The organism is Pseudomonas sp. TE12508, from assembly GCF_056279485.1.
In genome coordinates, this window is the sequence record NZ_JBWCCN010000030.1 from 25,664 (window position 1) to 52,054 (window position 26,391).

Sequence of the window (26,391 nt, forward strand, 5' to 3'; positions counted from 1 at the left end):
TGTTTCACGGCGACGGCAGACCTTTATCGTTGATCGCGCAAAGTACTTCGAGGGAACGTGCTCGAGCCTTCCAGGAAGGCCTATGTCTGTTACGAACTCAGCCCTCCTCCTCTTTGATCCAGGTGTATCACTGTGAAAAAAATCAATCCTTTGCTGCTAACACAATTGGCTCACGAATTCGGCACGCCGTTCTGGTTGTATGACGCCGACTCAATTCGCCGCCGTGTCGAGCAGATGCGTGCATTCGATGTGATTCGCTACGCGCAGAAAGCCAATCCCAACATCCAGATACTCAAATTGATGAAGAGCCTGGGGGCTGTCGTCGATGCGGTGTCCCTGGGCGAAATCGAGAGGGCCCACAGAGCCGGTTTTCGTAACGACGGCGACCATGCGCAAATCGTGTACACCTGCGATGTACTGGATGAAGCAACGCTGCAACGTGTTATCGAACTGAACATTCCGGTGAACGCAGGCTCACCGCAAATGCTTGAACAGCTAGGGAAAGCGAGCCCCGGGCATAAAGTCTGGTTACGGATCAATCCGGGGTTTGGTCACGGCCACAGTCGAAAAACCAACACCGGAGGCCAGAGCAGCAAACATGGCAACTGGCATGAAAACCTGGACGTCTGTTACCAGCTGATCGAAACCTACAACCTTGAGCTAGTGGGGCTACACATGCACATTGGCTCCGGTGTCGACTACGAGCACCTGCAGCGCGTTTGTTCAAGCATGGTGGAACAGGTGCTGCGCTGTCCTTTCGACATCAAGGCAATCTCGGCGGGTGGCGGGTTACCGATCGCCTACCGCGAAGAAGACCCACAGATCGACATTGTCGAGTACTACAGGATCTGGGATCTGGCACGTCGCCAGATCGAGGAGCACCTCGGACACGGCGTAACACTCGAGATTGAACCGGGGCGCATTCTGGTCGCCGAAGCGGGTTGCCTGGTGACCCAGGTCAGGGCAAAAAAGGATGTCGGTACGAATCACTTCGTGCTGGTCAATTCGGGCTTCAACGATCTGATGCGGCCGGCCATGTATGGCAGTTACCACCAGATAACCGCCCTCCAGAAAAACCCTTCGCCCCATGATGCGCCGTGGCGAAAAACAGTGGTTGCCGGTTCGTTATGCGAGGCTGGCGACGTGTTCACTCAACAGAGCAATGGCGAAATCAGTCATCAGTTGCTGCCTGATATGGAAGTGGATGACCTGTTGGTGTTCCATGATTGCGGCGCCTATGGCGCGAGCATGTCGTCCAATTACAACAGCCGGCCGTTGATACCGGAACTGCTTCTGGATGGCGACTCGGTCACCGTGATTCGTCGTCGTCAAACATTCGATGAGTTGCTTTCGCTGGAAACGATTTAAACCAATAAGCGGACGCTGTACAACAGTGATCTCGAAGCAGAGGCGCTGCCGGCATCGGTAGTGGCGCTGAAAGAGGCCATTGCACGCGCCGATGGTTTGATCATCTGCTCGCCCGAATACAACTATGGCACTTCTGGCGTTTTGAAAAATGCGCTGGATTGGGCTTCCCGCCCGGGCTTCGATTCACCCCTGAAAAACAAACCCGTGCTGATCATGACCTCGTCACCCGGCGTGCTCGGCGGGGTGCGCGCCCAGTCTCAACTCCGAGAGACGTTATCGGCCACCCTTTCCAGGGTGATCTCCCGCCCGCAAATCGTCATTCCCCACGTCACTCAAAAGATCGAGGACGGCAGATTCGTCGATGAAACATCGATCGAATTCATGCTCGCGGCTGTCGATGATTTAATCCGTGAAATCAATCTTGGGGTGTAGTGAGTGAACTCGCGGCGCTGCTTGCTCGCCCCCTCTGTAGCAGCTGGCGAAGCCTGCTGCTACAGGATCGCATTCGGCCCAACTGGCATTGCCCTCAAACCTTCCTCTTCTGCAGCCCCTTCAACCGCAAACTCGCCCGCTGCGCCGCCGCCATTTTTTCCGGACGCTTCATGCGTTTCCATTTTCTGATGTCGTCCTTGGTGCGGCCACAACTGACACACAGCTCACCGCTCAGCTGGCAAATGGAAATACACGGATTTTCGATATCCTTGGCCACGCTTCAACCCCGCGTCGAGCGCTTGGGCGCCAGACGTTGCTGCCAGTTGCCGGCATGGGTGCGCTGACATTGCTCTTCAGAATCGAACTGCACATGGGCCGCTACCGGGCTGATGAGTACATCCGCTTCACTTAACGCCACGGCCGTCAGTTCGACCATGCGCTCGCCCTGCCCGCTCGCCAGCGCTTGATTCTTGTTGGCCTGTGTATCGAAGACCCAGATCACCCGCAGGCTGGAAGGAAAGACCGCGTAATCGATTTCGTGGGTGAGCCAGCAGAACCCGACTATTTCCGCTTTGGCGGTTTCACACGCCTCGGTCAGGGTGGCGACCAGGCGACGTTCGATGTGTGCCTGATCGCGTTTGCTTAAAGACATCGGGGAAGGATCCTTGGAGGGCGTCGATGAAAAGAGCCCATCATACCTTCGGTCGCTCGTTTCCTCTCTGCATCATTGCCCGCCCACGACCCCGGTTGGTGTTCAGTGAAATAGCGCGGCAGACCTGAAAGCTTTTGTGTTTGTGCTGCCTCTTCGAGTAAGCCCGCTTGCATGGAAGGAACGTTTTCATGTGCATGACACAAATCCCCTGTGTGCTGGCTTGCTCGCGAAGAGGCCCGAATAAACAGCACAAATTCCGACCCGAAAAATACTCAGAGACGCCCATGGCTCCCGGCTTTTCTCATTTGTATGAGCGCTACACGGCGTCCATCCGGCGACACTCGCTCCTCAACCCCAAACGGCACAAATCCTAGCTGCGGATACAGAAGCAGCCCCGCCGTATTCTCGTTGAAGCACGAAATCTGCACCTCGCTTGCCCGATGACGCTCAAAGGCCAGCGTCACCATCGTCTCCACCAAAAACTTCGCGACACCTTTCCCCCGCGCCCTGGGCGACACGATCACATTGCCGATCGCGCAAACGCCATCGCGCTCAAACGCATAAAAATTCGCAAAGCCAACGACAGATCCGTCCCCCTCAATCACCGTCGAGTCGGAGCGTTGAGCAATCGATGCATGCAGTTGATCTTCCGTCAGCGGGTAGTGCGCCTTCGGGAACATGTAAAACAGTTCTTGGGCGTTTTGCGGAAAGTCGCAAACAGTCAACACATCTTCAGCATCGACGGGGCGGTGGGTGAGTAGCATTGGTTGGGTTCCATCCAAAGGTCGGTGCGACAGATTACGTTTTGCCGATGCTGGATAAAAGAGACTCGTAACAGCGATTCCATCTCGATGACTCAGGTAAAAGATTCTGCCTATCAAGCGTGAATACCCCACCTATTAGCTGACTGCTTTATAGGCGTCTAACCTTAATGCAGCGCTGGCGTGAGCCGGCCGGTTGAGACTTGATAAAAGATACGAATGAATCAGAAGCGTACTAGGCTTGCCGTGGGCCACCGTATGGCAACTCGATTTGCCGCTATCCAGATTCCCCTGTGACCACGATGAACGGTTGATCGAACGGCTGCAGCCTATGTCATTGATTTCGCTCGTCGCTATTGCGCGCCCACCCCGGGCCGGATAGCCGGATGAATACGACCAAAGGTAGTGCACACATGGCAAATGAATCGAAATGCCCGTTCAATCACGCCGCCGCGGGCGGTGGCACGACGAACCGCGATTGGTGGCCGAACCAACTGAACCTGAAGATCCTGCACCAGAATTCGCGGCTGTCCGACCCCACGGACGAGGGTTACAACTACGCCGAAGCGTTCAAAAATCTGGATTTTCAGGCGCTCAAGCAAGACCTGCACGCGCTGATGACCGATTCGCAAGACTGGTGGCCTGCGGACTTCGGTCACTATGGGCCGCTGTTTATTCGCATGTCCTGGCACGCCGCCGGCACGTACCGCGTCGGTGACGGTCGTGGCGGTGCCGGCTCCGGTCAGCAGCGCTTCGCACCGCTCAACAGTTGGCCGGACAACGTCAGCCTCGACAAGGCGCGCCGGCTGCTCTGGCCGATCAAGCAAAAGTACGGTCGCAACATCTCCTGGGCCGACCTGATCGTGCTCACCGGCAACGTCGCGCTGGAGTCCATGGGCTTCAAGACCTTCGGCTTTTCCGGTGGCCGGCCAGACGTTTGGGAACCGGATGAGGCCGTCTACTGGGGCTCCGAAAACAAGTGGCTGGGCGGTGACACCCGCTACGAAAAAGACAAAAAGGAACCCATGCAAGAACCCGGCGAAGGCCCACTCGTTGCTGAGCCGGGGGAAAATGAGGACAGCCGTACCGAGGGAGGACGCAACCTGGAAAACCCGCTCGCCGCGGTGCAAATGGGCCTGATTTACGTCAACCCGGAAGGTCCGGAAGGCAACCCGGATCCGGTCGCTGCTGCGGTGGACATCCGCGAGACCTTCGGGCGCATGGCGATGAATGACGAAGAAACCGTGGCACTGATCGCCGGTGGCCACGCCTTCGGCAAGACCCACGGTGCCGGCCCTGCCGACAACGTCGGCGCCGAGCCCGAAGCCGCTGGCCTCGAAGCTCAAGGCCTGGGCTGGAAGAGCACCTTCGGCAGCGGCAAGGGCGGCGACACCATCACCAGCGGCCTGGAAGTGACCTGGACCACCACACCCACCAAGTGGAGCAACAACTACCTGGAAAACCTGTTCGGTTTCGAGTGGGAACTGACCAAGAGCCCGGCGGGCGCCAACCAGTGGACGGCGAAAGGCGGCGCTGGCGCGGGCATCATTCCAGATGCTCACGACCCGTCGAAGCGGCGTAACCCGACCATGCTGACCACGGACCTGTCCCTGCGATTCGACCCGATCTATGAGCCGATTTCACGGCGGTTCCTGGCGAACCCGGACCAGTTGGCCGACGCGTTCGCCCGCGCCTGGTTCAAGCTACTCCACCGCGACATGGGCCCCCTCTCCCGCTACCTCGGCCCGGAAATGCCCAACGAAGAACTCCTGTGGCAAGACCCCATTCCGAAGGTCGACCACGCCCTGGTCACCGACAGCGACGTCGCTGCACTCAAAGGCAAGCTCCAGTCCTGCGGCCTGTCGGTCTCGCAACTCGTATCGACTGCCTGGGCGGCAGCCTCCACCTTCCGCGGCTCCGACAAACGCGGCGGCGCCAACGGCGGACGCCTGCGCCTGGCCCCGCAGAAATCCTGGCAGGCCAACCAGCCTGAGCAACTGGCGAGCGTACTGGCGAAACTCGAGAGCATCCAGAACGAGTTCAACAGCGGCGGCAAGAAAATCTCGCTGGCAGACCTGATCGTGCTGGCCGGTTGTGCCGGCGTTGAACAAGCGGCGAAAAATGCCGGCCAGACCGTGACGGTGCCTTTCACACCGGGCCGGATGGACGCCTCGCAAGAGCAAACGGATGTCGAATCCTTCGGTTTCCTCGAACCCGCCGCCGATGGCTTCCGTAACTACCTCAAAACCCGCTACAGCGTACCGGCCGAGGCCTTGCTGATCGACAAAGCGCAACTGCTGACACTCACCGCGCCAGAAATGACCGTGCTCATCGGTGGCCTGCGGGTGTTAAACACCAACGTCGGACAAACTCAGCACGGGATGTTCACGAAGCAGCCAGAAGCGTTGACCAACGACTTCTTCAAGAACCTGCTCGATATGAGCGTGGAATGGAAACCGGTGTCGCAGGCCAATGAAGAGTTTGAAGGGCGCGACCGGAAAACCGGTGACCTTAAATGGACGGGTACGCGTGTCGATCTGGTGTTTGGCTCGAATGCGCAGTTGAGGGCCTTGGCTGAGGTCTATGCCTGCGACGATGCGAAGGAGAAGTTTGTGAAAGACTTCGTCGCGGCCTGGGCCAAGGTGATGAATCTGGACCGGTTTGATCTGAGATGATCTGAGCAATACTGCTGAAAACCGCAACGCCTCCCTGTGTGGAGGCGTTGTGGTTTTTGCTGATCTGTGGACCTGATCGAGTCGACCGTCGACAGCGGTCACTCCTCTCACCTGCACGTTGGCGATCCACAAGATTCTCAAGCTAGCCTACTCTGCGCGCACATGCTCCAACACCACTTCCAGTGGGTGGCGTAGTTGCCTGTTGGCGCGACGCTTTACCTGAGTGCGGCAGGAGTAACCCGTTGCCAGTGCTTCTCCCGTCTTGTCCAGCTTGCCGGCCCATGACTGCCCAAAAATGGTCCGCGAGGTGTCCTGGTTGCGTGCTTCATGGCCGTAGGTTCCGGACATGCCGCAACAGCCCGTCGCCTCAGTCACCAACTTGAGTCCAAGCCGGGCAAACACTGCTTCCCATTGCGAAGTACTGGCCGGCACATTGGTCTTCTCGGTGCAGTGCGCCAGCAAACGGAATGTCTGAGTAGCCGGATGCGGTTTTTCAGGCAACACATCGAAGAGCCACTCCTGGGGTAGCAAGACCTTTGGGCAATCATTGAGCCCCGGCACTTTCTGGTATTCCTGGCGGTAGACCAGCGTCATCGCCGGATCCAGCCCCACCAACGGTACTTCGCAGTCGGCTAGCGCCTTGAGTTGACTGGCGTTGCGGATCGCCGCTTTGGCGAATGCGCCGAGGAAGCCTTGTACATGCAACGGCTTGCCGTTGGCACTATAGGGCGCCAGAAACACGCGATAGCCCAACTGATGCGCCAACTGGATAAAGCTCGCCAGCAACGGTGTTTCGAAGTAACGGGTGAAAGCGTCCTGCACCAACACCACGCTGCGCTGACGTTGCGCGATGGTGAGCTCGCGCAGGGCTGGCACGCTGGCGACAACGACTTCGCAGCGGGTCAACGTGGCCTGCAAGTCGTAACGGTTGATCAGCGGGCTGTCGAGCATGCCGACGTGTCGCGCAAGCAAGCGGCTCATCCATGTTGAGCCCATTACCGCGTTGTACAGACCCGACGCATAGGCCATATAAGGAATGGTGAACTCCAGCGAGCCGATCAGGTAATCGCGAAGCGGACGTTGATAGCGACCGTGATAAAGCTCCAGAAAACGCGATCGGAAATCCGGGACATTGACCTTGACCGGGCATTGTCCGGCGCAGGATTTACAGGCCAGACAGCCCGCCATCGCGTCGTAGACTTCGTGGGAGAAATCCGCCTCGCCGCGCGAGCGTGCCAGGTTATTGCGCATCCTCGTTGGCAAGCCGCTCAACCACGACAACTTGCCCCGCGCCGCTTCCAATACATCGATATTGGCCGCGCCTTGCAAACGCAACCATTCGCGAATCAATGACGCCCTGCCCTTTGGCGAATGCTGGCGTTCACGGGTGGCTTTCCACGAGGGGCACATCGCATCGTCGGGGTCGTAGTTGTAACAGGCGCCGTTACCGTTGCAGTGCACAGCGGTGCCGAAACTTTGCCAGACACGTTCGTCGATTTGCCGATCCAGCTCACCGCGCAGCGTCACTTCGTTAACCTTGAGCAAGCCTTGGGCGGAATCCGGCGGAGTGCAGATTTTGCCGGGGTTGAGCTGATTGTGTGGATCGAACGCGCCCTTGAGCAATTGCAGCGCCGGGTACAGCTCGCCAAAAAAATCAGGGACATATTCGGAGCGCAATCCCTTGCCGTGCTCGCCCCACAGCAAACCACCATAGCGCCGGGTCAACTCGGCCACGGCATCGGAAATCGGCTTGACCAGCGCGGCCTGGGCCGGGTCTTTCATGTCCAGTGCCGGACGCACATGCAACACACCCGCGTCGACATGCCCGAACATGCCATAGGCCAGGCCATGGCTGTCGAGCAAGGCGCGGAACTGCGCGATGTAGTCGGCCAGTTTCTCCGGCGGCACGGCGGTGTCTTCAACGAAAGGCTGCGGGCGAATCTCGCCTTCAACGTTGCCCAGTAGCCCGACCGAGCGTTTACGCATGGCGTATACGCGGGTCACTGCTTCGGCACCTTCGGCCAACGTGTGGCCCAACCGCTCGATCGTGGTGTCGGCCTGCAGATGCGCCACGAACGACGCCACGCGAGCCTTCACTTGTGTCAGGTCCTCCCCGCTGAACTCCACCAGATTGATACCCAGCGTCGCGCGCTCGGCGTCCGTCGGGAAATACTCGGCGACGCTGTGCCAGACAATGTCTTTCATCGCCAGCATCAACACTTTGGAGTCCACGGTTTCGATGGACAGCGGCTTGTGCGCCAACAGCGCATTGGCGTCGCGCAGCGCATCCATGAAGCTGGCGTAGCGTACGTTCACCAACACCGAGTACTTGGGAATCGGCAGCACGTTGAGCTTGGCTTCGACGATGTAGCCCAACGAGCCTTCCGCACCGCACAGCACGCTGTTTAGGTTGAAGCGTCCGTGCTCATCACGCAGGTGCGCCAGGTCGTAACCCGTCAGGCAGCGATTGAGTTTGGGAAACACCGACTCGATCAGGTCGGCCTGGGTTTCCTGAATGTGCCGCGCGGTGCGGTACACCTCGCCGATGCGGCCGGGCTGCGTACACACCGCCTCCAGCTCCGCGTCGGACAGAGGCTGGCTGTGTAGACGCTCACCACCGAGCAGTACGCTGTGCAGTTCCAGAACATGATCGCGGGTCTTGCCATAGGTGCAGCTGCCCTGGCCGCTGGCGTCCGTGTTGATCATGCCGCCCACGGTGGCGCGGTTGGAGGTCGACAGCTCCGGGGCGAAGAAAAGCCCATGAGGCTTGAGCGCGGCATTCAGTTGATCCTTGACCACGCCCGCCTGCACCCGCACCCAACGCTGGGCGACGTTGATTTCGAGGACAGTGTTCATATGCCGCGACAAGTCGACCACGATGCCTTCGGTCAATGACTGGCCATTGGTCCCGGTGCCACCGCCTCGCGGGGTCAGCTTGATCTGGCGAAAGCGTGGTTCGGCCATCAATGTCGCGATGTGCACGATGTCGTCCGCGTCCAGGGGGAACACCGCCGCTTGCGGCAGACGCTGGTAAATCGAGTTGTCGGTCGCCAGCACGGTCCGAGTGGCATAGTCGGCGCTGAGCTGACCGCGGAAACCGCTGGCGCGCAGGGCTTGCAGAAATTCCGGGTACTGTGCCGCGGGTTCAACGGTCGTCAACTGGGCGATCATCGCAGGATGGTCTCTTGTAGGTCTAATCACGGAAAAATCAAAACACTTGTCGCCTGAGCATTAATGGGTCAGCCTCAGGTCGTCGGCCGTGCCAATGATCCTGCAGGCTCGGGCACCGGACAAACGGATAATCCTGCCGCTATTGATGACTTTTACGAATGAATTACCGTCACCTCACCCCCTCGATGTCGTTGCTGCTGGCCTTTGAAGCCGCCGCCCGACATGAAAGCTACACCCACGCTGCGCTGGAACTCTCCCTGACCCAAAGCGCAGTCAGCCGCCAAGTCCAGGCGCTGGAGCAGCAACTGGGCCTGACGCTGTTTCGCCGTGAAGGCCGCCAGGTGAAGTTGACCGATGTCGGTCGTCTTTATCAGCGGGAAATGAGCGAAGCGCTCGGACGCATCCGTAGCGCCACGTTGCAGGCCATGGCTTATCAATCAGGCAGCGGCACATTGCGTCTGGCCACATTGCCGACCTTCGGCTCAAAGTGGTTATTGCCGCGTCTTCATGACTTTTATAAAAGCCATCCTGGCATGCTGGTGCATATCAACTCCCGGATCGACGCCATCGACTTTGAAACCAGCGGCATTGATGCCGCGATTGTCGTCGGCAATGCTGATTTACCGGGTCTGATCAGCCATCGGCTGCACACGGAAGAACTGATGGTGATCATATCTCCGCAAGCGGCCAAGGCCCATGACGTCTGGCCTGCGGAGCGCATTGGCGGGCAGACGCTGCTCAATGTCGCGAGTAATTCCAACGTCTGGGGCGAGTGGTTCAGCCACCACGGCTTGCCCCATCGGATGATGCGCCTGGGGCCAAGTTTCGAACTCACCTCACACTTGATCCAGGCCGTCAGAGCCGGCATCGGAATAGGTCTGGTGCCTCGTATTCTGGTGGCCGATGAATTGGCCAATTCAGAGCTGATCGGCCTGGACCTGCCCTTCGCCAGTCAGCGCAGTTACTACCTGACCTACCCGCCGCGCAACGAAATGCTGCCATCACTCATCGCGTTCCGTACCTGGTTGCTGGAACAGATATGAGCGCCCTGGATCTCAAGGCGAGAGACGCCCTCTCCCTACACCGGAGAGATCGTGGCAAGCGCACCAATCAAAATGGTCAACACCAGAAATCCACCCAGGAATAATGCCATCTTGCCCATTGGGCCTCCTACGTTATGAGTTTGCGGTGCAGCGGCTACCGCCGCTGCTGACCGTGCTGTCATTGTGAGCCGCAGGCTGATCCCATTACAGATGCAGATGGCGAAGGAAAAACCGTATCAGCCCCGACCTTGACTGATTGACCTGAACAATATGACGACTCATCGCGCCACCTTCTAGTTAGCGTTTACCTTGGGTGCGGTACGGCGGGAACGCACGATTGGCCAGAATAATTCTTCTTTCCAGCTTATCGGTGACAAGTGTTCGATTCCGTAGGCTGGCGGACGCCGACGGGTAATTTTTGCGGTTCCGAACAGGATGTCCCAAAAAAATAACAGGTTGCCGAAATTGCCTTTGTAATGGGTAACGCCGTCCTCGGCAGTCAACCCGTGATGCGCAGAGTGAGTGGAGGGTGTGGAGAAGGTTCGCTCCAAAACCCAGACAACCGGGCGTAACGCGCGGATGCGATAAAGTTTGTCGTCCCACGCAATGCTGCTGTGTGCAGCGAAGATCACGGTCATTTTCAGAATCAGATAAACATAATAAACGGGGGCAAGCCCAAGATAGATCAACACTCCGGATAACCAGATGCCGGGCATCAGAAGATAGTAGAAACTGTTGTTGCGATAGACGATGCGCACACTCATATAGGGTGCGGAATGATGTGCACGGTGCAATGCATAAAGTGCAGGAACCCGGTGAGTCAGGCGATGCCACCAGTATTGGGTCATGTCATCGAGCAGTAAAAACAAGACAAATCCTGCAATCCACGGGATTCCGGCCAATGCGTCCTTCATCTCCGGTACAGCCTGACTTAATATTTTGCCACTAAGCCACATGACTAAAGGGAACGTGACCGCCACCAGGATGCCGGAACCGACGACTTCAATGAGTACGTCACGTTTACCGCCTGACGACTGACGAAACGAGGAGCAGGCAAGCTCTAGCAAAATGAAGGCAAGGAAAATCCCGGCCACTATTACAGCAGGGTTATTGGCGAGCATTGTTGTATTCATGGCACTCTCGATTCAGGCCCTTGCGGGCAATGCCATGTCATTAGAAACCCAGGAGCCAGCCCTCCCAATGCGCGAAATGGACAGAATTGAGCTAGAACCGGCCAATCGCCCGCCCCAGCGCTTTCATCGAGGCAGGCTGGGCCAAGTACTGGAGCGCTTCCTTGACAGCCAGGTTTCCCGAAAAAGCACGGATTACAGCCTGATCGAACTGGATCAACTTTGGCGCGAGGCGGCGCGCATTGATTCGGCTATCGGGTTAAAACTGTTCGCGCTGTTCACGCCTCAGGACTGGCACGTCCTGGCTTATCTTTGCCTCTATAGCCCCGACGTTTTGTCGTCCATGCACCTTTGGGCGCGGTACGCACCGCTTGCATCGGACACAGACAATGTGAGGTTGGTGAATGACGAAAACGGCGTCGGGATCGAGCTGTGCGTCGATGCGCCAGGCGAGTTGGCGCGGTATGTCATCGAACACTATGGCGTGATGTCCATCGCGCAATTGCGACGTGGAACGGGGCAGGATGTGCAGCCGATTCTGGCAAAATTCATGCATTCGCGTCCGTCGTATTACAAACAATACACCCAGTGGTTTGGAGACCGTATCGAGTTTGACTGCCCGGTTAACCGCTTCTATTTCCATGCGCAAAGCTTGAGCCTGCCGATGCAGACCCGTCATCACGGGATGTTGGAGTTATTGACTCAGGAGCTGGATCGACGGATTGCCGCGCATCGCAATTTCAGCGGTTGGTCAGCCAAAGTTGCCGAAGGTGCGCGACGCTCTCTGGCCAGAGGTGAAACTCCAAATCTGGACAATCTGGCAAAGACGCTGCACCAGACGCCCAGGACATTACGCAGACGCCTGGAAGAACAAGGCACGACCTTCAGGCAATTACTCGATCAGGTTCGTGCAGAACTGGAACTGCATCTTGAGTTGCAAGGCGAGTCGTTAACAGAGATTGCAGCTCAATTGGGCTACAGCGATTTGACTGCCTACCTCCATGCGCGAAGTCGATGGCGTGACAGGAAATAAGGTGGCGGCCAGATTATTTCGAGCCTGTCTTTTGCTTTATCTATCCTGCCCTCAAGGCTACTCCTACGCCGACCGCATGCCCCCCTGAGGTACGCCATCATTACCCCGCCCGCCACCAAACGACCATTCATCTGCCGCGGTAGTGGTAATCACCACCATGATGTCTTCAGAGTCGATGCCTGGTGCTCGACTCAGTCTCTCGACCAGGTTGCGATAGAAACGCTGTTTCGTCTCGATGTCTCGAGGGCGGCCGGCAGTAATCGCGATCAGCACGAAGTCATGGCTGCGCGGACCGCCCAGGTAGCCGGGATCAAATATCAGTTCGCCCACTTCATGCTGGTGAATGACCTGGAACCGGTCGGCCATCGGCACTTCGAAGCTTTCTACCAACGCGTCGTGCAGCCCCTGTGAGAGGGCCTGTAAATACTCGGCCGACTTTCCCCGGTGCAATGAAATACGTGCAAATGGCATAACGGTCTACTCCTGAAAAACCCACTGACAGGAGAAAACTATCAAGTCGCGATAATTCCGAATATCCGATTTAATGGCAACCATAGTCCTGAATTAGTGGATGATTCGATGCGCCGTCCAACCTTCGATCTTGATGTGCTGCGTACTTTCGTAACCGGTGTTGAATTCAACAGTTTTGCCAAAGCGGCGGATCGGCTCAATCGCTCGACGTCTGCCGTGAGCGCACAACTCAAGAAGCTTGAGGAACAGATAGGCACGCCAGTGCTGTCCAAATCCGGTCGAGGGCTGGTGTTGACGCCGGTGGGTGAATCCCTGCTCAGCCATGCCCGCCGACTGCTTGAACTGAACGACAGCATTTTCCAGACGCTACACGAAAGCCAGACCGCCGCAACGGTACGCCTGGGGCTTCAGGAAGACTTTGGCGAACACTTTCTCAGCGACATCCTGCGACGCTACGTCAAGATGTACCCGAGGGTGAGCCTCGAAGTCAGGATCGCGCGTAATACCGAATTGCTTGCATTGATCGACAGCGGTGGCCTGGACCTGGCCCTGTCTTGGGACACAGGGCACATGTCCCCCCATGCCACACGCCTGGGTGAAACACAGATGCACTGGATCGGATCTCGTGATACGCAACCGCTTAACTGCTCTGTAGATTCCCCCCTGCCATTGATCATGTTCGACGCCCCTTGCGTGTTGCGTAGCGCGGCAACCCAGGCATTGGATGAGGCGCGGATTCCCTGGCGAATCGCGCTGACCAGCCCCAGCGTGGGTGGAATCTGGGCGGCCGTTGCTGCCGGTTTGGGCCTCACGTTGCGAACCCGCATTGGACTGCCAGGACATCTCGCCGTCATTGCCGGCCTACCCACGCTGCCGACCCTCGGCTATGTGCTTTATCGTGGAGCAGAACACCTGGCGCCTGCCACCCGACAACTGGCTGCGTTGATACAAACCAGTCTGGAAGAGCAGGCGTTCAGTATCACTGCAGGCGCCTCCGTTTGATGCTGTCTAAAGCAAATCGCCCAAGGTGTCGTACTTGTAATACTGGCTGTAATTCAGGACATCTCGGGGTGTCACCTTTTCCGGGAAAGGGCTGTACATCGGGTCATCTATCCGATGGAACTTGAGCATATCCGGGGGCATTTCCCGCAGGTACGTATGCGGCGGCGCCAGGCGGACTTACTGGGTGGCTGCGTCTGGCCGATTGCTGTTCGACCCGAAGGGCTGCTTTCGACTGTGGATTCAACCCGGAGCAGTCATCGAGACTGCCGGTCGCGATGGTTCTGAATCAGGTTCGCAAGTCACCCGCTCTGATGAATTCGATGAGCGCGTTCAAGGCCGGTGGCACATAGCGCCGGCTGGGGTAATAAAGAAAGAATCGGCTTGGCGGTGCTTTCCATTCCTGGAGTATTTCTCTGAGATGTCCGTTGCTGATTTCGTCGCGCGCCAGCTCCTCGTAGACATAGGCAATACCAGCGCCATCTTTCGCCGCCTGGATCATCAGCGCATCGTCTTCCAGAATGAGCGGGCCTGTGACGGACAACCGTATCGGTTGACCGTCTGCTTGATACTCCCAGGCGTAAAATTTGCCACTGGGAAAACGCCTGGCAATGCACGAATGCTCGAGCAAGTCGCGGGGGGCGTGCGCGATCCCCTTTGCGGCCAGATAGGCATCCGAAGCAACGGTCACGAACGATTGAGGGGCGCCGACAGGGACTGCGATCATGTCGCCGGCCAGGCTTTCACCAAAGCGGACTCCAGCGTCAAATCCGCCGTTCACGATATCAGTCAATCCATCGTCGGTGATCAGGTCCAACTGAATACGTGGATACCTGGCCACGAAGGGCGCGAGCACTTTCGCAAACACGATACGAGCCGCCGGGCGCGCCACGTTGAGGCGGAGTTTGCCTGCGGGAACTTCCTGCATCGAGGTCAATTGCGCCAACACATCGGCAACCTGATGCAGGGTCGGGACCAGCGTCGCCAATAGCTGTTGGCCGGCCTCGGTCGGGGTCACGCTACGAGTGGTTCGGTTCAACAGCCTGATGCCCAGGCGTGCCTCCAACGCTCGCATCGCGTGACTCAACGCGGAAGCCGAAACGCCACGCTCGTCGGCGGCCTTGCGAAAGCTGCGATGGCGAGCGACGGCGGCAAAGGCATCGAGCTCAGAGAGATCGGGGTGATTACTCATGAATTTCGTTCAGCAGTTCAAATACGATTACCCATCTTATCGCCATCAGATCTCTCCCAGATACTACTCACATCATTTGTGGAGAGGTCGCAATGCAAAAGAATCGTCTTGGATCATCGGATTTTCTGATTTCGCCTATTGGCCTGGGGACGTGGGCAATCGCTGGCACAGGTTGGGAGTACAGTTGGGGAGCGCAGGATGACAAGGACAGCCTGGGCGCACTTGAATATGCCGTCGAACGCGGCGTGAACTGGATTGATACCGCTGCGGTTTATGGCTTGGGCCATGCGGAGCAATTGGTGGGGCAATTGCTGCGTCGGGTGCCGGTCTCGCGGCGTCCTTTGGTGTTCACCAAAGGCAGCCTGGTCTGGGACCCGGTCACGAAGCAGATTTCGCACTCCCTGGCCCCCCAATCCTTGCTCGCCGAGATCGACGCAAGCTTGCGCAGGCTCCAAGTCGAGACTATCGATCTGTATCAGATCCACTGGCCTGCCTTTCCTGCCGACGCAAGCAGTGAAGGTATTGAAATGGCGCTTTCGGCTTTGGTAGCCGCGCGCGATCAAGGAAAAATTCGCGCTATCGGCGTATCGAATTTCGATGTCGCTCAACTCAAGCGGGCGCAGGCGGTGACAGAGATCGTTTCGCTCCAGCCGCCGTACTCCGCCTTGATGCGGGACATCGAGAAAGACGTCCTGCCATTCTGTGAGCAGGCCGGGTTGGGTGTCCTTGCCTATTCCACACTTCAATCGGGGCTACTGTCCGGCAGCATGACGCGCGAACGCATCTCGCAACTGCCCGAAGACGATTGGCGCAAGGCCCGAAGTGCTGATTTCCAGGAGCCCCGTTTGAGTGCGAACCTGACATTGGTTGACGTCATGGCACGCATTGGAGAAAGGCACGGGGTGAGTGCTGCAGCGGTCGCTATCGCCTGGGTACTTCGCCAACCGGTAGTGACGGGCGCCATTGTCGGGGCCCGCCGTCCAGCACAAGTAGACGGGCTGATTGCAGCCTCGGCGTTGCGCCTTAGCGCCGCGGAAATCGACGAAATTCGACCGTTCCTGCCGTCGGGCATGGGAACAAACGTTCCTGGCGCCGCCTGACACCCGGGGGTGGTCCGAGTGCTCTCCTCCCTCGCCATCGCTGGCAGGTGGGCTGTCTCACGCGACGGCTCGTGAAGCGCGCACTTTCTCGTATCGCGCGAATCCGATCTTGATGCCGACCAGAATGGGGGCAGCGATTACAAAAAGCAGGGCCACGGCGACGAACGCTGTGTCGAAGGCAATCACCGTGGACTGACTTGTCACCAACCGGCCCAGAAGGCTCGTCGCTGCCCGGCCAGCGGCCGCTGCATCCATTCCTTTCGCGCTCAGCATGGCTGTCGTGGTCGTCATCCGTTCGATGATCGCGGCCCCGCCTGGGGTGACGTTGGCGCCGAGGACCACGGCATTGGTGACGACGTTATGGTCGATCAGTGTCTGGAGCCCTGCGACCCCAATAAGGCCACCCAACTGGCGCCCCGTATTGAAAAGGCCTATTCCGCCAGCGAGGTTTCGGCTGTTGAGGTGGCTGAAAGCGATCAGCGTGATCGATAGAAACAGGAAGCCAAGCCCCAACCCGCGCAACAGGATAGCCGCCATCATGTCGTCCGCGCCGCTTTCGCTGGTCGAACCGGACAGCATCCACATCGCCACCATGATCATCAGGATTCCAAAGGGCACGGTGGCGAACGGCGCAACGCGGTGGGCCTGCATGAGATAAGCAGATATGAGAAGCGCGCCGACAAAAAACGTGCCACTGGGCAACAGGAGCTGACCGGCATCGGTAGGCGTGAACCCGAGGACCGACAGGGCGAACGCCGGAATCAGGAACGCGCTGCCGAACAAGGCGGCGCCGGCGACAAAACTGACGATAAAGGCGAAAGAAAAATCGCTCGTTTTGAACAGGCTGAAGTCGAGCAGGCCCTGCCCTTTGGCCAACACTTGTTGCCCCAGAAATGCCAGCAGAGCGGCTGCGCCGATCACCGTTAGCCACAGGATGCGAGGCTCCTCGAACCAGTCCCATCGGCTGCCCTGGCTGAGAACGTAGGTGAAACACAACAGCGTGGTAGAGATCAGCGAGAAGCCGATCCAGTCAAACGGACGCTGCCGGGCCTTCGCGGGCATTGGGCCGTCTGCGATCAGCACAAGTCCGGCAGCCGCCAAGGCAATCGGGACAACACTGAAGAAGATCCATGTCCAGGATTGGCTATCGATCAACCACCCTTGAAGCGCCGGGGCGAGCGTCGCAGGCGCGACAACGGAGCCCATGGCAAACAGCGCTTGAAGGATGGGCTGATAGGACCGCGGAAAAGCGCGAAATATGATCGCCTGGCCCCCGACCAGCAGGGTGCCACCGGCGAAGCCCTGAATAACCCGAAGTGCAACCAGCAGATCCAGCCGAGCGGTGATGGCGGCAATGCCACACGCCAGGCCCATGACCAGGGTTGAGCTGATGATCACATGACGCGCAGCGAAACGGTTCATCAGCCAAGGGGCGGTCATGAACCCGATCAGCTTGAGCGCGATGTAGCCGATATCCAACCAGGCAAACTCATCAGGCGTTGCATAGGTGTCGCCGATGATGTCGCTGCGTCCGAGCGACAGAACGGTGCTGGCGATCGCTTCCGTCAGCGTGGCGAGCACGATGCCCGCCATGAGCAGGACACCGGTCGTAGCGCTGGCGTTGCTCCGCGTGGCGCTGGCAACCGTGTTCATGAGCCGCCCCCTTGCGCAACCTCGACACGCGCGGACAAGCCAGGGACGATGCGGCCCGGCAATGGGTTGTGGGCAAGCCGGATCTTTACCGGAACCCGCTGCACGACACGCACAAAGTTTCCTGTTGCGTTGTCTGTGGGCAGCAAGCTGAACGCCGACCCGCTACCCGGTGCAAAGCTGTCGACCACGCCTTCAAGTGCCCCGTCGGGATAACCGTCGACCGTAATGCGCACGCGCTGGCCGGGGCGGATATGTTCGAGCTGGGTTTCCTTGAAGTTCGCCACGACCCACACATCATTGACCGGCACGATATCGAGCAACGAAACACCCGGCGTAACGAACCGGCCGACCCGGACCTGACGGTTACCGATAACGCCATCAACAGGCGCGTGTACCACGGTGCTGTCGAGATCGATCTGGGCCAGATCGCGCGCGGCCTGTGCCTGCGCCACAGCAGCAACGGCAGCTTCTCGCTGGGCCACGAGGACGGTGATGCGTTGCTGTTGAGCCTCGACCGTTGCCGAAGCTGCCGATACCGTCGCCTCGGCTCTGGAGCGTGCCGTGCCGGTTTCATCGACCAGGGCCTGGCTGACCGCGTGGCTGACGATCAGTTTTTGGCTGCGATCATGGGTCTTGGTCGCCAGATTCATCTCGGCGGCGGCCGAGCGTCGCTGGGCTTCGGCCTGTCGAATCAGGGCACGCTGAAGCTGGGTTTCGGCATCGACATGGGTCAGGCGAGCCTCGGCAGCGCTGACATTAGCCGCTGCCTGCGCGAGCCGTGCGCGATAGTCCCGATCGTCAATCCGGAACAAGACGTCACCCGCCCGGACGGTCTGGTTGTCCTCGACCTCGACCGCCGTGACATAGCCGGCAACCTTGGCCGCGAGCGAGGTGAGGTCGCCGCGCACATAAGCGTTATCGGTGGAGGTCGAACCGCCCGAAAACGCCATGGCCCATCCGCCGGCCACAACCACCACGGCGCCGATGCACAGCAGGATGCCGATCATCTTTTTCTTGCTTTGCCGCGCCACCACGACAGGGATCTCGGCGCTTGCGCCGGTGGCAATGGCGGCCTTGTCCTGAAGCGAATTCATGTTCTTGTTTCCTGTTCAATGCCAAGGACCTGCAACAACCGCAGGACGACAGTGACCTGCCGTCCGGCTGTCGAGCGTCGATGAGCGTGTTGATCGGCTCACTTTTTGATGGGTGTGACGAGCACCTTTTCGTTGCTGTCGAGGACGAACACGGCCAGCAGGCGTGCAGGTTTCGTGTCGCTGGCGTTGGCGCTGACTTCGTGCACGGAGCCCGGCTCTTCTACGAAGTTTTCGCCGACGTTGTAGATCTTTTCCGGCTCGCCTTTGACTTTGATGCGAAACGAGCCCTCCAGGACCGTTGCATAAATGAAGGCCGTTTTCGGATGGGTGTGGGACGGCGACGCGGCGCCCGGCCCATACTCGACCAGCACGCCCTTCATGCTCTTGCCGGGGATGTTGGGAATGGGCCGGTCGAATACGACCGTCACCTTGCCTGCGGGCGGCTCGGCGGCCGACGCTGCGCTGATCGACAGCGCCGCGAAGGCAGCGGCCAAGAGATTTCGGGTAACCATGGCGATGCTCCTTGGTGCGTAGGTGGTGTGAGCGCGCGGCCCGTTACCGAGCCGTCGACTGACCGAGCCAGTCCTCGAAACGGATTGCGCCAAGGCGCGGGTTCTTGCCGGGCGTCAGCGATTGATCGTCGAGCACCGAACCGAAGTAGCGCGCGTGCACGTCCGGCACGACCTTGCGCGTGTCCTGAGTGGCACGCAGAAAGCGCCTGACCAGTTCGTCGAGTGGCATGGCCTCGGGACCGGCCACTTCGACCGTGCCATTGACCGGTGTTGCCAGCGTGACCTCGGTGAGCGCCGCCACCACGTCGTCGGACGCCATCGGCTGGATCAGCGCCGGCGACAGGCAAATCTCCTCGCCGACGGTGGCCGCTTGCGCGATGCCGCCGACAAACTCGAAGAACTGCGTGGCCCGCAGGATGGTGTAAGGAATGCCGGACGCCTTGATCAGGTTTTCCTGCGCGACCTTGGCCCGGAAATAGCCATTCTCGGGAAGCCGTTCACTGCCGACGATCGACAGGGCCACGTGATGGCGAACGCCAGCGGCCGCCTCGGCAGCCAGCAGGTTACGACTCGACGTTTCGAAGAACTCGAGAACGGCCTGGTCTTCCCACGAAGGCGCGTTCGCCACGTCGACGACAATATCGGCGCCATCCATCGCTTGGGCCAGGCCCTCGCGGGTGATGCTGTTCACGCCCGTGCTGGGGGCGGCAGCGAGCGCGTCATGGCCGCGCTCGCGGAGGTTCTGCACAAGTTTCGATCCGATGAGGCCGGTGCCTCCAATGACGACGATCTTCATGGTTTCTCTCCGCTTCTCGACTGCAACCATTGCTGTCGATGTAGATCGAGAGTGCCAGCGCGCGTCAGGGACGTCCTTGTACCGGCCTTGAGTTTGCCTTCAGGGAAGCTTGGTTTTTCGTCCAGAAAAACAGTTATTCGACGGGTCTCCCTTGCCGCAAACGGTGCAGCGGGTCAGGCGCTGCCGTATTATCGATACCACTTACCAACCGCCAGCTCAGACACGGAGTCGAGGGCGCTCGACCAGGGGATCCTCACCTTGCAATTCGTGTTTGAAGACTACGTGCTCGATCAGCAGCGCCGGGAACTGACCTTGCGCGGGCAAGTCGTGGCTGTCGGGCCGCAGGTCTTCGATCTATTGCTGCAACTCGTCAGCAACCGCGATCGCGTCATGAGCAAGGACGACCTGCTCAAGGCCGTGTGGAGCGGTCGGATCGTCTCTGAGTCGACAATCACCAGCCACATCAATGCGGTGCGCAAGGCCATCGGCGATACCGGCGAAGAGCAGCGCCTGGTGCGTACGGTCGCCCGTAAGGGATACCGCTTCGTCGGCGAGATCAAGGTGGATGAGGTCGGGGAAACGCGACAGCCTGACATCGAAGAACCCACGCCCGTGGACCTGAAGCAAACGCCTGCGCCCACGCTCGTCCTGCCGGACAAACCCTCCATTACTGTCCTGCCCTTCCACAACCTGAGCGGCGATCCGGAGCAGGAGTATTTCGCCGACGGCATGGTAGAGGACATCATCACCGCCCTGTCGCGTATCCGCTGGCTGTTCGTCATCGCACACAATTCAAGCTTCACTTACAAGGGCCGGGCCGTGGACGTCCAGGGCGTCGGCCAGACGCTCGGCGTGCGCTACGTGCTGGAAGGTAGCGTGCGCAAGTCCGGGCACAAGGTACGCATCACCGGGCAGCTCATCGACGCGACGACCGGGATGCATATCTGGGCGGAGCGCTTCGAAGGCATGCTCCACGACATTTTCGAGCTGCAGGATCAAATCGCCGAAAGCGTCGTCGGCGCCATCGCACCGCAGTTGGAACGGGCGGAAATCGAGCGCGCCAAGCGCAAACCGACGGAAAGCCTGGACGCCTACGACTATTACCTGCGCGGAATGCCGAAACTGCACAACGGCACCCGCGAAGCCATCGAGGAAGCGCTGCCGTTGTTCTACAAGGCCATCGAGCTCGATCCGGAATTTGCATCGGCCTATGGCATGGCAGCCTGGTGCCACTTCTGGCGCAAGTTGAATGGCTGGATGACCGATCGGACTCAAGAGATCGCCGAGGGCGCACGACTTGCGCGTTTGGCGGTGGAACTCGGCCGGGACGATGCGGTGGCGCTGACGCGAGGCGGACATGCACTTGGCCATCTCGCCGGCGATATCGATGGCGGCATTGCCCTGCTCGACCGGGCACGCCTGCTCAACCCCAACCTCGCCCCCGCCTGGTACCTGGGCGGAATCCTGCGCGCACTGCGCGGTGAAACAGACGCCGCCATTGCGGATTTAACCCATGCCGTTCGATTGAGTCCGCTGGATCCGGAAATGTTCAGGATGCAAGTTGGAATGGCACTCGCACACTTCTTCGCCGGGCGCTTCGATCCCGCCTCTGCCTGGGCGGAAAAGGCGCTGGGGAATCTACCCAGCCTCCTGGTGCCGGCTGCCCTGGTGGCAGCCAGTCATGCGCTCAGCGGACGCAAGGACAAAGCGAAGCAGGCGATGCAGCGTTTGCACGGGCTGGATCCATCCTTGCGCGTCTCCAACCTGAAAGACTGGCTACCAATCCAGCGTCCTGAGGATTTTGCACAGTTTGCTGATGGGTTGCGGCTAGCTGGGTTGCCTGAGTGACTGCGGCCCGGTGAACTGCGAATGGCTTGCTAAAGCCAACGCGGGAATTCCCTACCGGAGCTGCCGAAGGCTGCTAATGCGAACTGCGATCTGTAGCTGGCGTCGCCAACTGCTCCAAGGAATGCGCAGGTTCGCAGATTGCAACATACGAATGGAAGCTACACTGAAGTTGCTTGAATCTTGCATCCCCTCTTTCGGGAGAGCCAAGTGGATCTAACGATCGAGTCAGGTTCAAAGCAGCAGAAGCCAGTTTTTGGCTGGTACGAAACTGCGACTTAAATGCGTTTTAGTTGTTTGTGCCCAGTTGCGGGGGCGGTGACATCAATCCATTCCTGCAGCGAAAAAGCAATCTGTTCGGTGGCATGCGTCACTCGAAGGGGTCATGCAGTGCATTAGCGACCATCTCTTGTCAGCCCGTCACCTCTTGAACGATTCCGTTTCGGCAAGGAGATTCAGATGGTCGACTCCGTCAGCAACATCGACAAAGATACCCAGATTTCTGCCTCCAGCGATAAGTTGAAGTTCGGAGCATTGATCGCTCTGGTCGTCGGCTCCATGGTGGGCGGCGGGATTTTTTCGCTACCGCAGAACATTGCTAAAAGTGCCAGTGCTGGCGCCACGTTGATTGGCTGGCTGATCACTGGCGTCGGCATGCTGATGCTGGCATTCGTCTTCCAGACACTGGCCAACCGCAAGCCCAAGCTCGATGGCGGGGTTTACGCCTATGCCAAGGCCGGGTTTGGCGACTACATGGGTTTCTCTTCGGCTTGGGGTTACTGGATCAGTGCCTGGATCGGCAACGTCAGCTACATGGTGTTGCTGTTCAGTACCCTCGGGTTCTTCTTCCCGATGTTCGGAGAAGGCAACACGCTACCGGCAATCATTTGCGCCTCCGTGCTGCTCTGGCTCCTGCATTTTCTGGTTCTGCGCGGAATCAAGGAAGCCGCCTTCATTAACGTGATCACTACCATCGCCAAGATGGTGCCGCTGGCGCTGTTCATTGTCATTGCCGGCGTGGCCTTCAAGATGGATGTTTTTACCAGCGACTTCTGGGGCGCTGGCAACAGTGACCTGGGCACGGTGATGAATCAGGTTCGCAACATGATGCTGGTCACCGTCTGGGTGTTTATTGGCATTGAAGGGGCCAGCATCTTTTCCGCCCGTGCTGAAAAGCGCAGCGACGTCGGCAAGGCGACCGTGGTTGGCTTCGTCGGGGTGCTGCTTTTACTGGTTCTGGTTAACGTGTTTTCTCAGGGGATCATGGCCCAGGCACAACTGGCCGGCCTGAAAAATCCTTCCATGGCGGGCGTACTGGAACATGTGGTGGGTCACTGGGGGGCAGTACTGATCAGCGCAGGGCTGATCGTCTCGCTGGTCGGTGCGCTGTTGTCCTGGACACTCCTCTGCGCGGAAATCCTCTTTGCCAGTGCCCGCGACCACACCATGCCGGCGTTCTTGCGCAGGGAGAACGCTAACCAGGTTCCCGCCAATGCTCTATGGCTATCCAACGGGCTTATCCAGCTGTTCCTGATTATCACGTTGTTCAACAGTTCCACCTATTTAAGCCTGTTGTACCTGGCAACCTCGATGATTCTGGTGCCGTACTTCTGGTCCGCCGCCTACGCTTTACTATTGGCCTGGCGTAACGAAACCTATGAGGAGGCTCAAGGCGAGCGGACCAAGGATCTGGTAATCGGGGTGATCGCTGTGCTCTATGCCGTATGGCTGGTGTACGCGGCCGGGGCGCAGTACCTGCTGCTGTCTGCACTGCTTTATGCGCCTGGCGCAATCCTGTTCGCCAAGGCCAAGCGCGAACTGGGCCAACCGGTGTTCACCTCCATTGAAAAAGTCATTTTCGTTGTCGTGATGATAGGTGCGCTGATCGCGGGTTACGGCCTCTACAGCGGTTTCCTCAGCCTCTGAAACAAGGGTTTGCATGGCGGATGGAATGCTCCGTCTGCCATGCGGCTCAATGAAAACCGAGGCGGACTTTTTCAATGGCATGGGCCATGAGCAATCGGTCGTCCGTCACTTAGCCTGATTCGATGGATAAAGACCGGCAAACCGAGCGATCACAACACCAACGTAAAAGACGCCTGAAAACTCTTCGACCATTACCAGTGAGCGGGCGTGATTGGTCAACGGGATAACATCTCCGTAACCGGTGGTTGTGAGCGTCGTGAGGCTGAAATAGATTAATTTGAAGAACGTGCCAGGCTGTGCGAAGTCGAGGGGGACAGGACCGAATGAGCCAGCGCTGGATATCTCCACCAGGGCATAAACGAAGGACCAAACGAAAGCCAGCATGATGTAACCCGCCAGCGCGCCATGCAGCTTGCCGGCTGTAATTGGCCCGCGCTTGAGAATGTAGAGAAGCACTCCGCTAAACGAGACGGCAAGAGACGCCGTATACGCTATCCCGGCAAGGCTAAGAATCGCGATACTCCCAGTCCATAACGCCGTCCATTGAAGGCCAACCCCAAGCAACGCCAGGCCCAGTTTGAGAATGAACCCCCGCCGAGTCTGCCTGGTGGCGAAAGCCCCCACGAGCAGCACGATCGAAAAAAGAATGCCGAGCAAGGTACGAGCAAATATACCTTCCTCAAGAAAGGGAAACAGAAGGATCAACCCTAGCAAGAGCAGCAATAGATAGGTGTAGGGACCTCTCCCCATAATCAACCGGGCTAAATCCTCGTCGGGTTCGGCTTTATTTTGAGGATTTGTCATATCGGTTTCCCAGAGGCTGAAGTAACACTCGATATCTGACCGTGCACCGTTGAAACCTGGCTTGGCTTTAGAATAGTCGGGGGTGAAATCCTTGAGTGGCGGATATGGGTCGAATTCTGCCTGTCAGGAAGGGTAGCAGTCGGTCCGAAGCGGCCATTTTCGGTCAGTTGTGACAGGCTAAACTCGTCAGCGTGCTTCGCTGCGACTCCAGATTTTTGTCCTGAGTGGGAACCGAGCGTATCGGATTTACCTCCCGTCTTTCTCAATGCCACATCTGTGCATTTCATGTCGCAGATAACTGAGTACATGCGACAGTTTCACGCCCGAATTAGTCGTCGCATAACTCAGAAGTTATGCGACGGCATTTTCAAATCCGCTGCACCAGTATCAAAGCGCAAGGCCCATCGTAAAAAGTTAACTCACTCATCTTAAACGCTGCCCCCCAAGCTCATAAGTTCGTTAGTCATCATCAGCCATATGACCATGCGCGGGGTGTATTGCCGCTTACCTCACGTAAACTCCCGAGACGGCTCCCCATTAATATGTATGGTTTGAGTGAGGCAGTAGCCACGATTTCTGACTGCGCGAAAGAGATACCTGCCTCCAGCGCTTTTCTTGAACTTTACTTGCAGTCTACTCAAACTCATCTCCAGGCCACGATAGAGGCCAGGCTCTCTCCCAATACTACTAATTAGCTCTGCCCTACTGATTACGCGCTCCTCCTTGAGGAGCATGTTCTTTACAATTATGCTCTCAATATTTGTCAAGTGTATTTGATTGGCACCGTCAAACAGGATTCGATTATTTATATCGAGCTTCCAGTATTGAGGGTATTGAAGTGATATTTCTGCAAAGTTTGTCATGGTTTTTGATTGTACAATTCATGAATATAACAAAAAACAAATCGCAAAAACTATTACTTATTTTTATCTTCAGCAATGTGATTTAGGAACGCATTTTCAAACGTAAGTTTTATTAGGGCGACTGCGCAGTCAGGCTGTTGACTGATAGCAATATATTTATAAGTTAGATATTAAGCACTTATAGTATTGTCAGTTTGTTAAAATTCTTAATTATCCAGATTCAAAGTTGATGAATAATTTTCAAATATAACAAGCATACTAATAGATAGCCAGCTTATGATCTGTAACAGTCTACTGCTGTTTTGGTAACAATGTGCCGTCCAACCGACAGCGCACTAGTCGGGGAGGACGCAGAAAACGGAGATTTTTGCCATCTGCTCGCGCTGCCCCCAAGACTGCAGCAGCATGCAAAGCGGGGCCCCTAGGGCGGAAAAGAACTGCGTTATCGACCGCTCACTCATTGTCTCCTCTCCATTCGTAGGAAATGCGCAGATTTCTCCAAAGACGTTTCGCGTCCGTGAGCGCCAACAGCCAAATAGCTGGGCTTGCTGCGCAAGCTTGAGGAGGAGTTTATAGACGTGGCGTGCGCCAGCCTTTCATTTGGCGACAGCGTTTTTTCATTTCATGACAACCCATAACCTTCGATCTGACATTGCACATAGCGTTGTTTGAGTCAGTTTTTGCGTGGTGGTCATGCCCCTCTCCAGACCTACCAATATGTCGTCAGTGGTTTGCAAATTCGCGGATGGGGTTTGAGAGTACGAAATCCTGAGGGTCAGCTTCACGCCCTGAGGAAGTCAGTCAACCTAAATCGAGGTTCTTCAGGAGCGGTGAACCGCGCTTCCTCAAGGCATTCAAATAGGTGGTTTCA

Annotated in this window: 21 protein-coding genes; 9 read left to right on the plus strand and 12 right to left on the minus strand. The window is 57.9% G+C overall.

Annotation, left to right across the window (positions count from 1 at the left end; all coding sequences use genetic code 11):
* The first annotated feature begins 132 nt into the window (after positions 1-132).
* Positions 133-1,368 (plus strand): diaminopimelate decarboxylase, encoded by a 1,236-nt coding sequence (lysA, locus tag ACZ9IM_RS29405; protein WP_476225752.1) that lies wholly within the window; start codon positions 133-135, stop codon positions 1,366-1,368.
* A 15-nt stretch (positions 1,369-1,383) separates the two neighbouring features.
* On the plus strand, positions 1,384-1,800 hold the full coding sequence (locus ACZ9IM_RS29410; RefSeq protein WP_476225766.1) for an NADPH-dependent FMN reductase: 417 nt from the start codon (positions 1,384-1,386) through the stop codon (positions 1,798-1,800).
* Positions 1,801-1,894: 94 nt separating this feature from the next.
* Here ACZ9IM_RS29410 and ACZ9IM_RS29415 read toward each other — a convergent pair whose 3' ends face one another.
* The 3 genes from ACZ9IM_RS29415 to ACZ9IM_RS29425 form a co-directional block, all read right to left on the minus strand.
* Entirely contained in the window at positions 1,895-2,077 is a 183-nt protein-coding gene (locus ACZ9IM_RS29415; RefSeq protein ID WP_081499251.1) for a DUF1289 domain-containing protein, read from the minus strand.
* A gap of 3 nt (positions 2,078-2,080) precedes the next feature.
* Positions 2,081-2,452 (minus strand): hypothetical protein, encoded by a 372-nt coding sequence (locus tag ACZ9IM_RS29420; RefSeq protein WP_476225753.1) that lies wholly within the window; start codon positions 2,450-2,452, stop codon positions 2,081-2,083.
* 272 nt (positions 2,453-2,724) lie between these two features.
* Positions 2,725-3,216, minus strand: a complete 492-nt coding sequence (locus ACZ9IM_RS29425; RefSeq protein WP_427622743.1) for a GNAT family N-acetyltransferase — start codon at positions 3,214-3,216, stop codon at positions 2,725-2,727.
* A 383-nt stretch (positions 3,217-3,599) separates the two neighbouring features.
* On the opposite strand from ACZ9IM_RS29425, the gene katG reads away from it, so the two are divergent.
* Entirely contained in the window at positions 3,600-5,888 is a 2,289-nt protein-coding gene (gene katG, locus ACZ9IM_RS29430) for a catalase/peroxidase HPI (protein WP_476225754.1), read from the plus strand.
* Positions 5,889-6,035: 147 nt separating this feature from the next.
* Here katG and ydiJ read toward each other — a convergent pair whose 3' ends face one another.
* Entirely contained in the window at positions 6,036-9,059 is a 3,024-nt protein-coding gene (gene ydiJ, locus ACZ9IM_RS29435; protein WP_476225755.1) for a D-2-hydroxyglutarate dehydrogenase YdiJ, read from the minus strand.
* Between the two features lie 158 nt (positions 9,060-9,217).
* Here ydiJ and ACZ9IM_RS29440 point away from each other — a divergent pair, with 158 nt between their 5' ends.
* The gene (locus tag ACZ9IM_RS29440) at positions 9,218-10,102 is read left to right on the plus strand and encodes a LysR substrate-binding domain-containing protein (RefSeq protein ID WP_476225756.1); all 885 of its coding nucleotides are present in this window, start codon (positions 9,218-9,220) and stop codon (positions 10,100-10,102) included.
* Between the two features lie 293 nt (positions 10,103-10,395).
* On the opposite strand, the gene ACZ9IM_RS29445 is transcribed toward ACZ9IM_RS29440, so the two are convergent.
* Positions 10,396-11,235 (minus strand): sterol desaturase family protein, encoded by an 840-nt coding sequence (locus ACZ9IM_RS29445; RefSeq protein ID WP_476225757.1) that lies wholly within the window; start codon positions 11,233-11,235, stop codon positions 10,396-10,398.
* A 67-nt stretch (positions 11,236-11,302) separates the two neighbouring features.
* Between ACZ9IM_RS29445 and ACZ9IM_RS29450 the strand changes: the two genes are divergently transcribed.
* Positions 11,303-12,265: an AraC family transcriptional regulator ligand-binding domain-containing protein gene (locus ACZ9IM_RS29450; protein WP_476225767.1), complete on the plus strand. Its 963-nt coding sequence runs from the start codon at positions 11,303-11,305 to the stop codon at positions 12,263-12,265.
* A gap of 63 nt (positions 12,266-12,328) precedes the next feature.
* On the opposite strand, the gene ACZ9IM_RS29455 is transcribed toward ACZ9IM_RS29450, so the two are convergent.
* Entirely contained in the window at positions 12,329-12,736 is a 408-nt protein-coding gene (locus ACZ9IM_RS29455) for a tautomerase family protein (RefSeq protein ID WP_476225758.1), read from the minus strand.
* A 108-nt stretch (positions 12,737-12,844) separates the two neighbouring features.
* Between ACZ9IM_RS29455 and ACZ9IM_RS29460 the strand changes: the two genes are divergently transcribed.
* The gene (locus tag ACZ9IM_RS29460) at positions 12,845-13,738 is read left to right on the plus strand and encodes a LysR substrate-binding domain-containing protein (RefSeq protein WP_476225759.1); all 894 of its coding nucleotides are present in this window, start codon (positions 12,845-12,847) and stop codon (positions 13,736-13,738) included.
* A gap of 286 nt (positions 13,739-14,024) precedes the next feature.
* On the opposite strand, the gene ACZ9IM_RS29465 is transcribed toward ACZ9IM_RS29460, so the two are convergent.
* Positions 14,025-14,927, minus strand: coding sequence for a LysR family transcriptional regulator (locus ACZ9IM_RS29465; protein WP_218394574.1), 903 nt, complete (start codon positions 14,925-14,927; stop codon positions 14,025-14,027).
* A gap of 92 nt (positions 14,928-15,019) precedes the next feature.
* Between ACZ9IM_RS29465 and ACZ9IM_RS29470 the strand changes: the two genes are divergently transcribed.
* Positions 15,020-16,027 (plus strand): aldo/keto reductase, encoded by a 1,008-nt coding sequence (locus ACZ9IM_RS29470; RefSeq protein WP_476225760.1) that lies wholly within the window; start codon positions 15,020-15,022, stop codon positions 16,025-16,027.
* A 57-nt stretch (positions 16,028-16,084) separates the two neighbouring features.
* Here the strand turns inward: ACZ9IM_RS29470 and ACZ9IM_RS29475 are convergent, their stop codons facing one another.
* From ACZ9IM_RS29475 to ACZ9IM_RS29490, 4 genes are all read right to left on the minus strand, one after another.
* A complete protein-coding gene (locus ACZ9IM_RS29475; protein WP_476225761.1) occupies positions 16,085-17,680 on the minus strand; it encodes a DHA2 family efflux MFS transporter permease subunit in 1,596 nt (531 codons plus the stop codon).
* Positions 17,677-18,774, minus strand: a complete 1,098-nt coding sequence (locus ACZ9IM_RS29480; protein WP_476225762.1) for an HlyD family secretion protein — start codon at positions 18,772-18,774, stop codon at positions 17,677-17,679. The genes ACZ9IM_RS29475 and ACZ9IM_RS29480 overlap by 4 nt, the downstream gene beginning before the upstream one ends.
* Positions 18,775-18,872: 98 nt before the next feature.
* Positions 18,873-19,286 carry a cupin domain-containing protein gene (locus ACZ9IM_RS29485; RefSeq protein WP_427622751.1) on the minus strand — a complete coding sequence of 138 codons (414 nt, stop codon included), beginning with the start codon at positions 19,284-19,286 and terminating at the stop codon, positions 18,873-18,875.
* A 43-nt stretch (positions 19,287-19,329) separates the two neighbouring features.
* Positions 19,330-20,082 (minus strand): SDR family oxidoreductase, encoded by a 753-nt coding sequence (locus ACZ9IM_RS29490; RefSeq protein ID WP_476225763.1) that lies wholly within the window; start codon positions 20,080-20,082, stop codon positions 19,330-19,332.
* Positions 20,083-20,340: 258 nt separating this feature from the next.
* Here ACZ9IM_RS29490 and ACZ9IM_RS29495 point away from each other — a divergent pair, with 258 nt between their 5' ends.
* Both ACZ9IM_RS29495 and arcD read left to right on the plus strand, forming a co-directional pair.
* A complete protein-coding gene (locus ACZ9IM_RS29495) occupies positions 20,341-21,930 on the plus strand; it encodes a winged helix-turn-helix domain-containing protein (RefSeq protein ID WP_476225764.1) in 1,590 nt (529 codons plus the stop codon).
* Between the two features lie 456 nt (positions 21,931-22,386).
* Positions 22,387-23,853, plus strand: coding sequence for an arginine-ornithine antiporter (gene arcD, locus ACZ9IM_RS29500; RefSeq protein ID WP_476225765.1), 1,467 nt, complete (start codon positions 22,387-22,389; stop codon positions 23,851-23,853).
* A gap of 105 nt (positions 23,854-23,958) precedes the next feature.
* On the opposite strand, the gene ACZ9IM_RS29505 is transcribed toward arcD, so the two are convergent.
* A complete protein-coding gene (locus ACZ9IM_RS29505) occupies positions 23,959-24,657 on the minus strand; it encodes an ion channel (RefSeq protein WP_427622755.1) in 699 nt (232 codons plus the stop codon).
* Positions 24,658-26,391 lie beyond the last annotated feature (1,734 nt).

Excerpts from the sequence above, each read along its gene's own strand:
- ACZ9IM_RS29420 (WP_476225753.1), bottom strand. The coding sequence starts at position 2,452 with ATGTCTTTAAGCAAACGCGATCAGGCACACATCGAACGTCGCCTGGTC.
- ACZ9IM_RS29425 (WP_427622743.1), bottom strand. The coding sequence starts at position 3,216 with ATGCTACTCACCCACCGCCCCGTCGATGCTGAAGATGTGTTGACTGTT.
- katG (WP_476225754.1), top strand. The coding sequence starts at position 3,600 with ATGAATACGACCAAAGGTAGTGCACACATGGCAAATGAATCGAAATGC.
- ydiJ (WP_476225755.1), bottom strand. The coding sequence starts at position 9,059 with ATGATCGCCCAGTTGACGACCGTTGAACCCGCGGCACAGTACCCGGAA.
- ACZ9IM_RS29440 (WP_476225756.1), top strand. The coding sequence starts at position 9,218 with ATGAATTACCGTCACCTCACCCCCTCGATGTCGTTGCTGCTGGCCTTT.
- ACZ9IM_RS29445 (WP_476225757.1), bottom strand. The coding sequence starts at position 11,235 with ATGAATACAACAATGCTCGCCAATAACCCTGCTGTAATAGTGGCCGGG.
- ACZ9IM_RS29450 (WP_476225767.1), top strand. The coding sequence starts at position 11,303 with ATGCGCGAAATGGACAGAATTGAGCTAGAACCGGCCAATCGCCCGCCC.
- ACZ9IM_RS29455 (WP_476225758.1), bottom strand. The coding sequence starts at position 12,736 with ATGCCATTTGCACGTATTTCATTGCACCGGGGAAAGTCGGCCGAGTAT.
- ACZ9IM_RS29460 (WP_476225759.1), top strand. The coding sequence starts at position 12,845 with ATGCGCCGTCCAACCTTCGATCTTGATGTGCTGCGTACTTTCGTAACC.
- ACZ9IM_RS29465 (WP_218394574.1), bottom strand. The coding sequence starts at position 14,927 with ATGAGTAATCACCCCGATCTCTCTGAGCTCGATGCCTTTGCCGCCGTC.
- ACZ9IM_RS29470 (WP_476225760.1), top strand. The coding sequence starts at position 15,020 with ATGCAAAAGAATCGTCTTGGATCATCGGATTTTCTGATTTCGCCTATT.
- ACZ9IM_RS29475 (WP_476225761.1), bottom strand. The coding sequence starts at position 17,680 with ATGAACACGGTTGCCAGCGCCACGCGGAGCAACGCCAGCGCTACGACC.
- ACZ9IM_RS29480 (WP_476225762.1), bottom strand. The coding sequence starts at position 18,774 with ATGAATTCGCTTCAGGACAAGGCCGCCATTGCCACCGGCGCAAGCGCC.
- ACZ9IM_RS29485 (WP_427622751.1), bottom strand. The coding sequence starts at position 19,286 with ATGGTTACCCGAAATCTCTTGGCCGCTGCCTTCGCGGCGCTGTCGATC.
- ACZ9IM_RS29490 (WP_476225763.1), bottom strand. The coding sequence starts at position 20,082 with ATGAAGATCGTCGTCATTGGAGGCACCGGCCTCATCGGATCGAAACTT.
- arcD (WP_476225765.1), top strand. The coding sequence starts at position 22,387 with ATGGTCGACTCCGTCAGCAACATCGACAAAGATACCCAGATTTCTGCC.
- ACZ9IM_RS29505 (WP_427622755.1), bottom strand. The coding sequence starts at position 24,657 with ATGACAAATCCTCAAAATAAAGCCGAACCCGACGAGGATTTAGCCCGG.